Annotated in this window: 10 protein-coding genes; 2 read left to right on the top strand and 8 right to left on the bottom strand. The window is 45.1% G+C overall.

Going from position 1 to position 14,335, the window contains the following annotated elements; translation table 11 throughout:
• Positions 1-52 precede the first annotated feature (52 nt).
• From topA to BLHYD_RS12205, 4 genes are all read right to left on the bottom strand, one after another.
• Entirely contained in the window at positions 53-2,137 is a 2,085-nt protein-coding gene (gene topA, locus BLHYD_RS12190) for a type I DNA topoisomerase (RefSeq protein ID WP_021845568.1), read from the bottom strand.
• An 89-nt stretch (positions 2,138-2,226) separates the two neighbouring features.
• Positions 2,227-3,117, bottom strand: coding sequence for a DNA-processing protein DprA (dprA, locus tag BLHYD_RS12195; protein WP_005950770.1), 891 nt, complete (start codon positions 3,115-3,117; stop codon positions 2,227-2,229).
• Between the two features lie 15 nt (positions 3,118-3,132).
• Positions 3,133-4,656: a YifB family Mg chelatase-like AAA ATPase gene (locus tag BLHYD_RS12200; protein WP_172676845.1), complete on the bottom strand. Its 1,524-nt coding sequence runs from the start codon at positions 4,654-4,656 to the stop codon at positions 3,133-3,135.
• A gap of 284 nt (positions 4,657-4,940) precedes the next feature.
• Positions 4,941-5,108, bottom strand: coding sequence for a hypothetical protein (locus BLHYD_RS12205; RefSeq protein ID WP_005950765.1), 168 nt, complete (start codon positions 5,106-5,108; stop codon positions 4,941-4,943).
• Positions 5,109-5,211: 103 nt separating this feature from the next.
• On the opposite strand from BLHYD_RS12205, the gene BLHYD_RS12210 reads away from it, so the two are divergent.
• Together BLHYD_RS12210 and nudC are read left to right on the top strand one after the other, a co-directional pair.
• Positions 5,212-5,436, top strand: coding sequence for a helix-turn-helix domain-containing protein (locus tag BLHYD_RS12210; protein ID WP_021845564.1), 225 nt, complete (start codon positions 5,212-5,214; stop codon positions 5,434-5,436).
• Positions 5,437-5,570: 134 nt separating this feature from the next.
• Positions 5,571-6,413: an NAD(+) diphosphatase gene (gene nudC / locus BLHYD_RS12215; RefSeq protein ID WP_021845563.1), complete on the top strand. Its 843-nt coding sequence runs from the start codon at positions 5,571-5,573 to the stop codon at positions 6,411-6,413.
• 17 nt (positions 6,414-6,430) lie between these two features.
• Here nudC and BLHYD_RS12220 read toward each other — a convergent pair whose 3' ends face one another.
• The 4 genes from BLHYD_RS12220 to BLHYD_RS12235 form a co-directional block, all read right to left on the bottom strand.
• Positions 6,431-7,504, bottom strand: coding sequence for a flavodoxin family protein (locus BLHYD_RS12220; protein ID WP_005950758.1), 1,074 nt, complete (start codon positions 7,502-7,504; stop codon positions 6,431-6,433).
• Positions 7,501-8,682, bottom strand: a complete 1,182-nt coding sequence (locus BLHYD_RS12225) for a Rossmann-fold NAD(P)-binding domain-containing protein (protein ID WP_005950756.1) — start codon at positions 8,680-8,682, stop codon at positions 7,501-7,503. The genes BLHYD_RS12220 and BLHYD_RS12225 overlap by 4 nt, the downstream gene beginning before the upstream one ends.
• A gap of 45 nt (positions 8,683-8,727) precedes the next feature.
• Positions 8,728-13,563, bottom strand: coding sequence for a nicotinate-nicotinamide nucleotide adenylyltransferase (locus BLHYD_RS12230; RefSeq protein ID WP_021845562.1), 4,836 nt, complete (start codon positions 13,561-13,563; stop codon positions 8,728-8,730).
• A gap of 192 nt (positions 13,564-13,755) precedes the next feature.
• On the bottom strand, positions 13,756-14,334 hold the full coding sequence (locus BLHYD_RS12235; RefSeq protein WP_005950751.1) for an indolepyruvate oxidoreductase subunit beta: 579 nt from the start codon (positions 14,332-14,334) through the stop codon (positions 13,756-13,758).
• Between the last annotated feature and the right edge of the window lies 1 nt (position 14,335).

Genomic DNA, 14,335 nt, shown 5'->3' on the forward strand with positions numbered 1-14,335 from the left:
AAATCAAAAAATGCTGTCTTTTTTTTGGAAGACAGCATTTTTTAAGGAATTTTCACGCTTTTATCGGTTCTTCCTCCTGGATCTTTTTCACAAATCCACAAGTCTCATTACTACACACTAATTTATTGCCCTTCTCAACCATATAGCTTCCGCAATTTGGGCATTTCTCTTTGGAAGGTTTCTGCCAGGACATAAATTCACACTCTGGATTTGCCTCACATCCGTAATACTTACGTCCTTTCTTGGTCTTTTTCAGAACCACGTCTTTTCCACATATAGGACAGGGAACTCCAATCTTTTCATAATAAGGTTTTGTATTCCGGCACTCTGGAAAGCCAGGGCAGGCCAAAAAGCGTCCATGGGGTCCATATTTGATCACCATATTTCTTCCACATTCTTCACAGATCACATCTGTGACCTCATCTTCAATCTTCACCTGCTCCAATTCTTTTTCCGCAATCTCCACATCTTTTTTCAAATCCGGATAGAAGTTTCTGACAACCGTCTTCCACTGTACTGTGCCCGCTTCTACACAGTCCAAAAGCCCCTCCATCGTCGCTGTAAAATTTACATCCACAATGCTGGGAAATGCCTGTTTCATGATGTTATTCACCACTTCTCCCAACTCGGTCATATACAGATTCTTATTCTCTTTGGAGATATACCGTCGTTTGATAATCGTCGTGATTGTTGGCGCATAGGTACTAGGCCTTCCAATCCCTAACTCTTCTAAGGTCTTAACCAAAGATGCTTCCGTATAATGTGCCGGCGGCTGAGTAAAGTGCTGTTCCGGCTGAAGCTTCAGCAGCTTCAACGGCATGCCTTTTGTCAGACTCTTAGCCAGAACATTCTCCTTTTTCTTTACGTCTTCCTCCTGACTGTACACAGACTGGAAGCCTTGAAAGACAATTCTGGAGGCAGCAACCGTAAAATAGTACTTACCTGCTGATATCTTAACGGATGTCGTCTCATATTTTGCACTGCTCATACGACTGGCCGTAAAACGCTTCCAAATCAACTGATATAAACGATACTGGTCCCTCGAGAGTGATTCTTTTAAAGACAACGGTGTCCTGGTAATATCTGTGGGCCGAATTGCCTCATGGGCATCCTGAATCTTCTGTTTGCTGCCAGAGGTTTTCGGGACTGCCGCCACATACTCTTTTCCATACTCACTGTCAATATATTCTCTGGCTGCTTTGTCCGCCTCTTCTGAAATTCGGGTTGAATCTGTACGCAGGTATGTGATAACGCCCACTGTGCCATTTCCCTTGATGTCAATTCCTTCATACAGCTGTTGAGCCAAGCGCATGGTCTTTTGAGTAGAAAAATTCAGCGTCTTGGCCGCTTCCTGTTGCAATGTACTGGTGGTAAACGGCAGCGGTGCATTTTTGTGCCGCTCCCCTTTTTTCACCTCTGCTACCTCGTAGGAACACTGTCCTAACTCAGACAGAATCTCATCCATCTGTTCTTTATTCTGAATCTGTACCTTCTTCTTTGTACCATAAAACTTGGCTATCAGCGGTTTCTTCTCGCCTTCCACCTGGAACTCTCCTTCTAAATCCCAGTACTCTTCTGGGATGAAGGAATTGATTTCATCTTCCCGATCTCCGATAATTCTAAGAGCCACCGACTGTACTCTTCCTGCACTCAGACCTCTTTTTACTTTCACCCATAGCAGAGGACTGATACTGTATCCCACCAGTCGGTCCAGCACCCTCCTGGCCTGCTGAGCCTCCACCAGATTCATATTCAGTCTGCGCGCCTGTTTTATGGAAGATTTTACCGCTGTTTTTGTGATCTCATTGAAGGTAATCCTCTGCATTTTTTCGTCGTCAACCTTTAAGGCTTGTGTCAAATGCCAGGATATCGCCTCCCCTTCCCGGTCAGGGTCCGTCGCCAGATAAATTTTATCCGCTTTTTTCGCTGCTTTTCTCAGCTTTGTCAGCAATTCCCCTTTTCCCCGGATCGTGATATATTTCAACTCAAAGTCATTTTCTGTATCAATTCCCATCTGACTTTTCGGTAGATCTCTTACATGCCCGTTAGAAGCCTGTACGTCATAATTGCTTCCCAAAAATTTTTTAATCGTCTTAACTTTTGCGGGTGATTCCACAATCACCAAATATTTCGCCATGTTCCCTCTCCTATATTGCACCACTTTGAAATGTTTGTGACTATTCAGCCATGCAGTTTGGATTCACAGTTCTACAATTTCTTAAAATTTTATAAAATTGTTTTCTTTACAAAAAAATTATGCCCAATCCGCTCTACAAGGCCCTCCAATTCCAATTCCGTCAAACAATTTATAGTCTTTGTCACCGAAAAATGTGTATATTCCACAATCTCATGGAGATTTTTTGGTTGTAAATCCAAACCACTATACACCAAATTAAGATCTCTTGCAAGTCTTACACTATTTTTTTTTGCTGAATCCTCCCTTGTCTCTCTTTGAATCCCCCACTCTTCCAGTATTTTCTGAGGAGACCCGGCAACTCCTGCCCCCTGTTCCAAGAGCTGATGACACCCGCGGCTGAGACTAGAATCCACAGGCCCTGGCAGCGCATAGACACTCTTTCCTTGTTCCATCGCAAAATCTACCGTGATCAGCGAACCGCTCTTTTCTCTCGCCTCTATAACCAGCACCACATCAGCCAATCCACTGATAATCCGGTTTCTTGCCGGAAAATAACAGCCCAGCGGCATCGTTCCCGGCTTTTTCTCACTGATCAGGCCCCCTGACTGCCAGACTTGGCGATATAAGCTATCGTGCTGTTTTGGATAGCAGATATCTACACCACTCCCTAAAACCGCAAACGTAGGTGTCCCTCCTTCCAAAGCCCCACTGTGAGCTCTTCCATCAATCCCTGCCGCCAAGCCGCTGATTACCTGCACTCCTGCCCTACTCATCTCCTGCGCATACAAAAATGCCTGACGCCTTCCATAAGCACTGCATGCCCTAGCTCCCACGATGGCAATGGTCGGACGATCGTCTCTTGGCAGCTCTCCTCTCACATAGAGCTTTTTAGGCATCCCTCTCAACTGCCGAAGACGCCTCGGATATTTCTCACTGCCACGCTCAATACATTCTATGTCAAGGTAATAAATTTCTTCCATAAAAATACTCCCCTCTCATCTCCAATATTTTTTGTCTAGACTGCGATAGCCGATCGCTTCTTCCAAATGTTCTCTCTGAATCATCCGCGATTCCTCTAAATCAGCGATTGTCCGCGCCACTTTTAAAATTCTGTGATAGGCCCTGGCACTGATTTTGAGTCGGTCATATGCTTTCCCCAAAAGTTCTCTTCCCTGTGAGCTAACCTCACAGTACTGCTCTATCCCTCTCGGGGTCAGATCTGCGTTAAAGCATAGAGTTGTCCCCTCATATCGCTCTTTTTGAATCCTCACTGCCTTTTCCACCCTCTGACGAATCTGGGCAGACCCCTCTTGCTCGCTTGGACTAGACAATGCCTGATAAGATATGGGAGCCGCCTCCGCACACAGATCAATTCTATCTAACAGCGGCTGGCTAATTCTTTTCAGATACCCACCGATCTCTGCCGGACTGCAGGTACAGCGGTTCATATCCGGATAATACCCGCAAGGACATGGGTTCATCGCAGCCAGCAACAGAAAATCCGCTGGAAAGCAGTAAGTCCCGTGGACTCTAGACAGCCTGATATATCCATCCTCCAGAGGCTGCCTTAGAATCTCTAAACTCCTCTTTGAAAACTCAGGCATTTCATCCAAAAAAAGCACTCCCCTGTGTGCCAAAGTCACCTCTCCTGGTTTTGGATTCTTTCCGCCGCCGGCCAATGCCTGCGCCGATGCTGTGTGGTGAGGGGCTCGAAAAGGTCTTCTCATCATCATAGGAAACTCTTCTGACAAAAGTCCTGCTATGCTGTAAATCTGAGATACCTCCAAGCTTTCCGCCTCACTGAGAAACGGCATAATTCCCGGGACCCTCTTGGCCACCATAGACTTTCCTGTTCCTGGAGCTCCTATTAAAAGCAGATTGTGAAAGCCACTCGCTGCGATCTCCGCCGCCCTTTTTGCCCCTTCCTGTCCCTGCACTTCTCGAAAATCCGCAGAATATCTCTGTCTTTTCGTAATATCTCCATGAAACTTTCCTCTCTCCCCCTTTTGTTTTCCCAACAAAACGTCTCTCATCTGAGCCAATGATCTTACTCCAATCACTCGTATATCTGGAACCATAGAACCTTCCTGTAGGTTTTCAAAAGGAAGAATACAGGTATGGCATCCCAACTCTCTTGCCTTGCGAACAACGGGCAACACACCGATCACAGGATTACATTTCCCGCTCAGACTGACCTCGCCTATGATAAGGATTCCCTGAAGCGACTCACAGGGAATCCTACCGGCTGCTGACAAAATCGCAGCCGCTATGGGAAGGTCATACCCTGCCCCCTCTTTTCGTATATCCGCTGGTGCTAAATTGACTGTTATCCTCTTAGGCGGCAGTGAAAGCCCTGTGTTTTTCATTGCTGTTCTCACTCTCTCCTGAGCTTCTTTCACCTGAGAGGACACATATCCAACCATGGAAAAGGAAGGCAGACCGTCGCTTAAATCTGCTTCTACTTGAATCGGACAGATCTCCATTCCCTGAATGGATGCCGACAACACGCTACTGAACATTATTCTCTCCTTTCTCTTTCGGCACACACGCCGCCGTAATCCCCCGAAATAGCAAGACCACTGATTGCGGCGTGTGTATCGCACAAAGCATTTTGTACGATAGGAAAGGACTTTCACGCAGAAACGTGACAGATCTTTCCTAATACAAGAAATTCATCCAGCACTGCAATCAGACTCCCATGGTTGCTCTCAAAACTATGTACACCTCTCCAGGCACTGCTCATTTAAACTCGAAAAAATGGGAGCAGAATCTCTCCCTATGATTTGATTTTAGAATCGTTATCCTAGAATACCTTGTCGGTCTCTTCGATCGTCAAACAGAACTTTTCCCCGCTCATCAATTCCACATAAATATGATTTTTATGTTTCTCGACAACCAGTGAAGCCAAATCCAACTGCTTCGTTCGATTCAGAATATGATACAGCTTCCAGATGAATTCATCGTTTTCCATTTAACTTCCTCCTTTTTCAGTTTAGCCCATTTTGTTCCGAATTGCAATAGTACATTTTGTTCTGGATATAATTTTAATAGTAGAACAAAGGAAAAGGAAATCTATGAAATTTCAACGTATTCAAAATCTGAGAGAAGACGCAGATCTAACACAAAAAGAATTAAGTGAATACCTTCATATCAGTCCTCGTACCTATTCTCACTATGAAAACGGTACCCGAAACATCCCAGTCGAGATGTTGATACGACTGGCAAATTATTACAACACCAGCATTGATTATCTGGTCGGCAGAACGGATAACCCTCACTGGAGAAAAGACGAAAAATAACGAAATAGAACAGCAGTAGCTGTTTTATTTTTTGTCTAAATCATACAAAACAAATTTAAAAAAAACACTGACAGTCCTCCCAAAAAGTAGTAAACTGTATAGATAACCAATGAACTATTTAAGGAGTGAAAATTATGTTACAAGATATTGCACCTTACGTTTACCACAATGAGTATACCCCCTGTGCTCCTCAGCCTGAAGACTACCTTTTGATCTACCGTGAACAGGAACTCCTCCTGAGGCAGGAAGAAGCCTCCTTTTCACTTCCCAAAATAAAAGAGCTTGCCTGGTCAGCTGAGCAATTACATATCTCTTGTCGCTATCTGTTTTCCATCAGTCAAAAACACTTTTTTCTGGCTTCGGACACCACCGCCTCTTCTTTATCAGGCTACAGTTTTCAGCCAATCCGTGTTCTGCGCAACGCCCATCCTGCTCACCTGGCTTTCGCCGGCATCACTGGAATGCAGCTTTCCCATTGGTACGACACACACCGCTTCTGCGGCCGCTGTGCCTCTCCTATGAAGCACAGCGACAAAGAACGTATGGTCTACTGCCCTAAGTGCAAAACCATCGAATATCCCAAAATCTGCCCCGCGGTTATCGTGGGAATCCTAAACGGCGATAAAATTCTACTGTCCACCTACGCCGGCAGGGATGTAAAAAGCTATGCGCTGATCGCCGGCTTCTCTGAAATCGGCGAGACCATAGAAGGAACCGTCCACAGAGAAGTCATGGAAGAAGTCGGTCTGAAAGTTAAAAACCTTCGTTTCTATAAGAGTCAGCCCTGGTCCTTCAGTGACAGCCTTCTCATGGGATTTTTCTGTGAAGTAGATGGCAGTGACGAGATTCGCATTGACCACTCAGAGCTAGCCACTGCTCAATGGTTCACCCGAGACGAAATCATTCTGGAACAATATGACATCAGCTTGACCAGAGAGATGATACTGAAATTCAAAAACAAAGAACTTCCGTTCTAATTCGGATGAAAAAACTTTTACGGTTCATCTGGAACTGCTTTTAAAGTGTTCATGATATGTTTGGCGAACTCTCTGGCTTTCTCCTGAATGTTCTCCACTTCCAGAATACTCTCCGGATCATTTGCAGTCTCCAAAAATGCGAACTGAGAGGGGAGAATAAAACTCTTATTCATATTGAGGCCTGAAATTAGCTGTTCTGCTACCAGATCTCCGCCACTGTATCCGGAAATAATAACAGCAAACAAATTTTTCTCCGAAAAGCGGTTTTTCCGAAATAAAGCTGTCAGCCTGTTTATAAAGGCTGACAGATTTGCACTGACAGCATCATTGTAATTAGGACAAAGCAGCACCAGCGCATCGCAATTTTGCACTGCTGGATACACCTGTTCTACAATCACCCCGCCATAGTAGCAGTTAGACCGCCTGCTAAAATGCATACACATCTTATAAGGACAACCCGCACAGTCCTGTATCGAGCCGTTTCTCAGCGAAATCTCTTCAATTTCACAGCCTTTCAGATTTTCCTTTGTCATCTGCCAGAAATTTACCGTATTTGACGTCCGAAAATTGCTGGCGTGCAGCATTAAAATCTTAGGCCTCTTCTTTGGCTTTTGGCTGAATCCTGCCACCGTATCTACCAATTCCCTGGAGGCTTTCAGATAAGCCCCCATATTATCAGTCTCCAAATTCATCGCCTGAATGTTGAAGTTTTGCAGGGAACCGGTTCCTTCCACCAGAGGTCTGCCTGGAAAAGTACATCCACACTGATTGGCCGTGAAGACAAAATCTCTGGCAATGGACTTTGTATAAAGCTCACTCTCACCGTCCACGATAATTCCTCCCACGGCCCCTTTTAACATCTGATGATTCAGACGAAGCACCTTCAGAAATCGAAAATATTCCAAATTGATCCCAGATATTCCCTGGGAGACGGCAAAGATAATTCTTTGATTTTGAAGGCCCTTAAAGTCCTCTAACCGTTCAACCAATCGATAATCTCTTCCTCTTAGCGCATACTCTAAAACTTCCTGTAGTCTCATCGTTCTGCACTTGTCGTTACACCGGGGACGCACCAGAACCAATTCGCTCATAAGATTGCCCCCAGTCCCTCATATGCCCGCGTCAGCCTCTTATACAGCTTCTGGGGAAGCGGTAGAGATTCAATCTCCAGCCCCTGCATCGTATAGCGGTTTCTGCTTCCCATGTAGACTCCACCCAGGAAATTCGAACTGTAATGCCATTCTCCTTTCATCGTAAGAATCAAAGAGATTGCTGCGGATGAGAGTGCCGGTGCAATGTATGGCTTAAATCCCAGTTCCCTGGTGCGCAGATTCGCTTCCACAGCCATCTTCGTCAACTCCACAGAACGTTCATCATCATAATTTTCTATGCTGTTCGCAATCACCAAATCCTGCCCATGGGGACCATAAGCCCTGCCCTCAGTCAGAAAATCGGCAAACCGCTCCTCCTGTTTTGCGTAATACGCTGCTCTCGCGTTCATCACTCCCAATCCATAACCCTGGATTTGCTCTGGAAGCAGACCTTTCTTGTCAAACTTCCCATTTTCATCCTCATTGGAAGCTAAAAACGCTGCCTTACAAAGTGGATCCACAGGATCGGAAACCACCGCAAAAACTCCCTGGAAGTTTCGTAGCCGTGCCATCCTCGCAAAACTTTCCACAATTGTACGGTTTGCTTCGAATTGAGCCATACGAACATCCTCCACCTTAGCCCCTACCGGTGGAATCCCTTTTGATGCACAGAATACAAAGAGATCACAGTCAAACAACTTCTGGGTATCCACTACTTTCACTGGTGGCAGTCGATCATAATCCCAGGGAAAGGCCGTCTGGTTCATTTCACACTCCCAACGTCTACATACTTTCTCATCCAAATCGCAGATACCAATTTCCTGTATGCAGTCCGCTCCTAGCAGTTTCAACCCAATGAGCACAGTTCCTCCCACGTCCCCCAATGCCAACAGGTGCACCACTTTCTTTTTTTTCATCCATTCTCTCCAATAGAGATCTCTCTTCTCCCAGGCAACATCATCCAACCAGGAAGTATTCTGTCCAATTACCTCTCCCCGGTAAATGGCCTCTATCAGCCCCTGATTTGTTTTCTCCTGACTCAGCCTGCCACTGTCTAGCCAATGCAGTCCCTCTTCTCCTTGCAGCATTCCAGGATGAGAGACCACAAACCTCCCTTTTGAAGTTCTTGGGTCTCGTTGTACCTCAATTACCACGTCAGAATTTACTTTTTCTCTCATTTTCACACTTCCCTTTTCCCAAAATATACACAAAGTCTGAAGCTGTCATTTAATCAGCTCTTTCAGACGAATCAACCGGACAATATCATTTTCCACATAGATGGATGGGGCTACATGGTAATCATAGCTCAAATGATCTCCCCGGTCAGGGCAGCACGGAGACAGAATCACTTCTCCCAGACGATTCAAAGTCAAATTTCTCTCAAACACCGTCTGATATTCTTCCTCCAAGACCCTCAAAATATCTCTGGAATTCTCCAGACAAGTCATTGACAAATCATAGATCGCATCATTGGACACGCCATAAATAAATCCCGGCATTACATAAGGTAGTATCAAATTGATGGAATTTAACAGAGTCGCCTTATTCTCTGATTCTGATTTGATACTATCTCCTCCGATAAACGGATAGATCGAAGATTCCACGAACCACGCTTTTATGGACGGAATAAAATATACACTCTCCACTTTTCGATTCTGAATCTCCATCAGATCTTTCCCACGGCCCGACAAAAGTCCTACAATAATCCGGTCAATTTTCACATTCTCTTGTTCAAAAAGCGGGTTCAGCTCTTTTATCCTATACCCTTTATGCAGCAGATCATCCACCAAAATCACAGGACGGTTAAAAGACTTAATCGTCCTCACCTGCGTAGCCAGCGGAGAATAATTGGGATATTCTGTGATGGAAAATCCCGTCACCTCCGGCTCAAAGGTCTTCTCTGTGTGCAGTACCTTGGTAACCGTATTCGGCACTGCATTTCCTCTCAAAATTTTTCCGAATGGCACACACATGGAAGGCCCTAATCTGCGCACTTTTGTGACTTCACTGGAAACCTGATTTGCTCTGGTAATTCTCTCCATCAGACGATGGTACATAATTTCTGACTGGAAAGAAAGGACCAACTGCCCTGGATACAGCTTCGTCATCGCCAGCTGCAGCCGACAGTGCGTCTGCTGTAGGGTATCCAGCACTCTAGGATTTTGGTCAAACGGCGCTTTTAAAACTGTCTCGAGATTTTGGAAAATCACAATAGGCGCCTTCATGTCGACCACATACACAGGTCTTTTGGACATCTTGTTATCCAAAAGCTGAAAGCCCTGCCTCTTTAACGTTCCTTTCGTCCTTTCATGAATATAACCACGATAAGGACTAAACACCGCATAAGTGTAATCTTTTTGCATACAGAACGCCAACGTCTCCGTCGCCAATAGCTGATCTACATCCCGAATGTGGGTTTGACTCGAGAAAAAGACAGCGGCTACTAGGACAATTCTTCCGGAAGTGTGTTCTCGAATGTGGTCCACAACTTCTATACTTTGGAATTCCTTATACAAATTCGTGGTTGCAATTCCATGAAACGCGGCCACTCCCACAATCTTATCAGACTGTTCTCTGTCTCTCACCACAGTATAACGAATATTGTCCACTTTTGAGGCACGCTGGAACTCTTCTTCCTCCGGTCTGCCCTCCAACACTTTAAAGATCTCCTCCTCAATGCTCTTCGTAGGATCCTCAAAGACTTCCACACGGACAGCCCTTCCCCTCAGAATCTGCTTGTATTGTGGTTCCCGCAAATACAGGTTATTCTCATAAATATAATTTTGCACCACCGGGTCTACAAGGGAAGAGATATCCCGGTTGTCATCAATGTTTTCACGAATCTTGGTGGAACTGATGTCCTCTAACCTCTCATTCAATTTCAGATAGTAAATCGGGGCCTTGATCTTTGCCTCCAATTCACTAGTTCCTCTCGTCTTCCCTCTCATAATCAAAATATGAGGAAAAGTCTGAATCGAATTTTCCACACAGGGCACTTGATAGGAGGAAGCGTTTTCCACCACATCACTTCCCGCTACCATGTAGACTTCTTTTCCCTGAAAAAGCTGCCGTAGTTTCAGAAGATCACTGGGAGTCGCTATATTCACTGGCCGATCGTCTGGAAATACGTAGATATTCTCCTCATCGGCCACCGACATGGTAATGATCTCTCTTCGAATCATATGAGGCTGAGTCTTTTTAGACCAGGAAAATTCATCCAGCGCCAGGTAGACTGTAAAGCCCAGGTCTCTGATCATTCTGGCAATCTCCTTATGTCCCAGAGAGAATGGGTCGTAGGTTCCTGGGAAAAACGCAATCTTCTTGGGCTCTTCAAAAGAAAACTCTTTATAGTAAAACAGATAATTTCCAATAAACCGATAGAGATTGTTCAAGGAAGCTGCATTGTTAAAAAAGGCCAATTCTGAAGTCTCCCGATTTTCCAACAGTGCCACAAATTTTTTACCGATAATTTGAAAAATATCCTTCTTCTCCTCAAGGCTTAAAACCTCTTCCTCAAAAAACGAGTGTCCAATAACCAGAACCGCTTCCTGACTGACTGCGTCCCGGTAATTTGCAAGGCCACTCAACAGGAATCCCAACATGGTCTTTCTGCGTTTCAGAAAACGGTCCGTCGGTTCCTGAAAGCGCTGGCGGTATTCATTGTATCTTTGTACCATGATTGACACGGTGTCTAAAGCTACACAGCTTACTCTCTCATTGATGCTGATCAGCAGCCTCTTAATTTCCAACAAAAATTCGTCCAACTCATCTGGCTCCAGATACAAAACAAATCTGCCCAGATACTGAGGAATATACTTAGAAAACTCGTATTCTCCAATCTCTAACCCCTTAATCAGCTCAATGGAGACTTCATTCCTCTGATCTTTTGTCAACAAAGGTGCCAGACTCACAAGAGCTTCCCCTGCCCGGTGCCTTACTGTCACCTGTTCGCTAACCTTCAAAAGATTGGAAAAATGAGTCGCCAACTGCAAAATAGACACATTCCCACCCATCTTTGCTCTCATAAACAGGTACTCAATATTCACGGCCTTGACAATCCAGGGGGTGGCCGCCTTTAGATTTTCCAAAAGAATATCCGAGAACGCATCTTCCTCATACAAGTCCTCAAAATTCCAGTGTGCTTTCCAGTTCTCTAGCTGCCAGTTGTCCAACACAACCATCGCCTTATATTTCAGTCCCGTTTTTCCCCAAAGCTGAAGCCTACTCAGCATTTCACCCACCAAATCAGCTAAATCCTCTCTCCTGGGCAGGCTGCCAGTCAAATACTTCAGAAAACGCAACACAGCCACATGAATTTCCAGCACTGGCCTTTCGATACAAGCTCCCGCAAAGTTTAAAAGCTGTGTCAAATCTGCATCACTCAACCATTTTACGGGCAGAACTGGCATCGTGTCCAACAGTATGAACGTCTCAGCGTCCGACATCTCCCTTACCCGGTAAAATCGAAGAAAACCGTGAAGATACGCCTCCTGATCTTCTATCTTGCACCGGCTCAGAACAGAGTCCACAACCCTTCTCAATGCATAGCCAATCCAACGGCGGTGTCTCTCCGTCACTTTATGGTCCGGCTGAATAATCATCTCCAAATACCGCTCCCACAGCTGAATACTATTGATCTCTGAGTTGTCCGCCTGAACTCCCTCCGGCAGTTCTTTTCGATAATCCTCATCATAATTTACGATAATATTTCCCATCAGATCAGCCGCCTGCCTTCGGATATCTCCTTCCCGGTGCATCAAAAGCTCATAGAGAAATTGCAGCGTCACATTTTTTTGTTTTTGGGTCATATAGGTAAAATACTCTTCGAAAATATTGATGTAAGCTCGGCTGTTTTTCCAGTTTTTTGCACTTCTAGCCGCCTCTAGGACAGTTCCAAAAGAAATCTCATGGCTCAGCTTGTGCATCAGGCTGATATTATGGGCAAACGTCATATGTTTCAGTGCATTGACCGTCTCTGTCATATCTAATAGAACTCGGTCTTTTCTCTCCACCTGTTTTCGCTGATCGGTGGAAAAATCCACATTCACTCCCAGCGACTCCATGTAATCCTCAAAGTCTTTCAGCTTTGCATACACATGGCGATAGCGATCTTCTTTTTTCTTATCCACATTGTCCAGTTTATCCAAAATCACCTGAAAAGAGTCCTGTAGGCTATAAAACCCCATAACTTCCTTTCCATTGACCCGGGCCTTAGTTTTCACGCGGAAATCCGCATAAATCAGAACCAGGGCCTCCACCTGCAAGTCCTCCAGCTCCAAGTCCCAAGTAGAATGATTCGCCGCCACGTGTCCGATCGTCGGGAGGTTGTTTCTGCGGCACCACACATCGGTATAGTAATAATGCAGATAGGGAATCCTGCGTACCTCCGAATCTTTACATCCATATTTTCCGATATCGTGACAGGCAGCCGCTCCTGAGATCAGCCTCAGATCAATGGGAACTCCCGCCTCAAAGAGCTGTCTCGCCACATGCATCGCCACGTAATGAACGCCTGCCACATGAGCCAGTAAGTCAAAAGGCATAATCTCCTTTCCAATACGCATCAGTTCATAGACATATTGCTCTCGAAAACACTTGCGAAATCGGTCATATTCCTCCGTATAATGACTGTCACCCACATTGTCTGGAAACACAAAATCCCGGGTTCTCTCAAAAGGTTGCCATTTTTTTTCGTACAAAAACAGATGGTGAAGCACCTCCAGATAAAAAATCGCGGCGGATTCATACTCTGGATTCGGTATCGCCTGACAGCATTCTGGAAACAACCCCTTGCGCACATAAAAATAGATATAGGAGAGCCATCCCTCTTTTGGGGTCTTTGGAGACAGCTCCTCCATAATGTCCTGACATAAAATCAAAATGTCTTCACAAGCGACCTTCCGTCCCTCCAGGACTTCTCCTAGCCTTGCCCGAAATATCTCATTCTTCAGAAGTGCCTGCATTCTTTTCTTTGTAAGTCTCATCCGCTTCAAAACTGTTTTTTTCAGAAGCTGTTCCTGTAAATTTCGAAATACCTCGCTTATCACTTTCGGAGTCATATTTTCTCCTCCCATTGTCACATGATCTTTTCCTCGCTGCGCCTTTTTCTATTCGCGCACATAGCCATTAAGTATATATTACCATCTTTAACCATAAGAGGGAAGTTTTTTTCACATAGGAAAACCGCTGTATTCTCTGAACTTAGCCCCTCCATAAGTCCAGACAAATACAGCGGTTTCATCTTCATATTTCTATGCAACAGCCTCCATGCCTGCTGCCAAAGCCTTTTTATTCAGTTCCAAGAATGCAGGTTTCACACAGGCTGCCAAAGCTGCATCCCAATCTAGCTCTTCCAGCTTCATAATCTTAATCAGAGCCCCCAAAAGTACCACGTTCATAGCTTTCGGATTTCCCAAATCCGCCGCGATTTTTGCCGCGTTCAAAACTTTCGTGGTCGCTTTTTCCTTCACTTTCTCGATGATATTCTCTGGATACTCCTCTTTTCCCGACAGAGTCGTAGCAGTCTCCATGTGAAAATCATTGACCACCGCAAATCCCTTTGGATTCAATATTTCCAGATAGCGATACGCTTCCATTGCCTCAAAAGAGACCAATATATCCGCAGACCCTTGTCCGATAATCGGTGAATATACCTTCTTTCCATAGCGCACCTGAGTCGTCACGCTTCCTCCTCTCTGAGACATTCCATGAATCTCAGACATTTTCACGTCATAACCGGCTTCCACCAGAGCATAGGAAAGGATTTTACTCGCCAGGATGGTTCCCTGTCCGCCCACACCGCATAACAGAATATTTTTATTCTCAGACATC

The sequence above is a fragment of the Blautia hydrogenotrophica DSM 10507 genome (assembly GCF_034356035.1).
Classification (GTDB): domain Bacteria; phylum Bacillota; class Clostridia; order Lachnospirales; family Lachnospiraceae; genus Blautia_A; species Blautia_A hydrogenotrophica.

Excerpts from the sequence above, each read along its gene's own strand:
- topA (WP_021845568.1), bottom strand. The coding sequence starts at position 2,137 with ATGGCGAAATATTTGGTGATTGTGGAATCACCCGCAAAAGTTAAGACG.
- nudC (WP_021845563.1), top strand. The coding sequence starts at position 5,571 with ATGTTACAAGATATTGCACCTTACGTTTACCACAATGAGTATACCCCC.
- BLHYD_RS12220 (WP_005950758.1), bottom strand. The coding sequence starts at position 7,504 with ATGAGCGAATTGGTTCTGGTGCGTCCCCGGTGTAACGACAAGTGCAGA.
- BLHYD_RS12205 (WP_005950765.1), bottom strand. The coding sequence starts at position 5,108 with ATGGAAAACGATGAATTCATCTGGAAGCTGTATCATATTCTGAATCGA.
- BLHYD_RS12225 (WP_005950756.1), bottom strand. The coding sequence starts at position 8,682 with ATGAGAGAAAAAGTAAATTCTGACGTGGTAATTGAGGTACAACGAGAC.
- BLHYD_RS12200 (WP_172676845.1), bottom strand. The coding sequence starts at position 4,656 with ATGTTCAGTAGCGTGTTGTCGGCATCCATTCAGGGAATGGAGATCTGT.
- BLHYD_RS12235 (WP_005950751.1), bottom strand. The coding sequence starts at position 14,334 with ATGTCTGAGAATAAAAATATTCTGTTATGCGGTGTGGGCGGACAGGGA.
- dprA (WP_005950770.1), bottom strand. The coding sequence starts at position 3,117 with ATGGAAGAAATTTATTACCTTGACATAGAATGTATTGAGCGTGGCAGT.
- BLHYD_RS12210 (WP_021845564.1), top strand. The coding sequence starts at position 5,212 with ATGAAATTTCAACGTATTCAAAATCTGAGAGAAGACGCAGATCTAACA.
- BLHYD_RS12230 (WP_021845562.1), bottom strand. The coding sequence starts at position 13,563 with ATGACTCCGAAAGTGATAAGCGAGGTATTTCGAAATTTACAGGAACAG.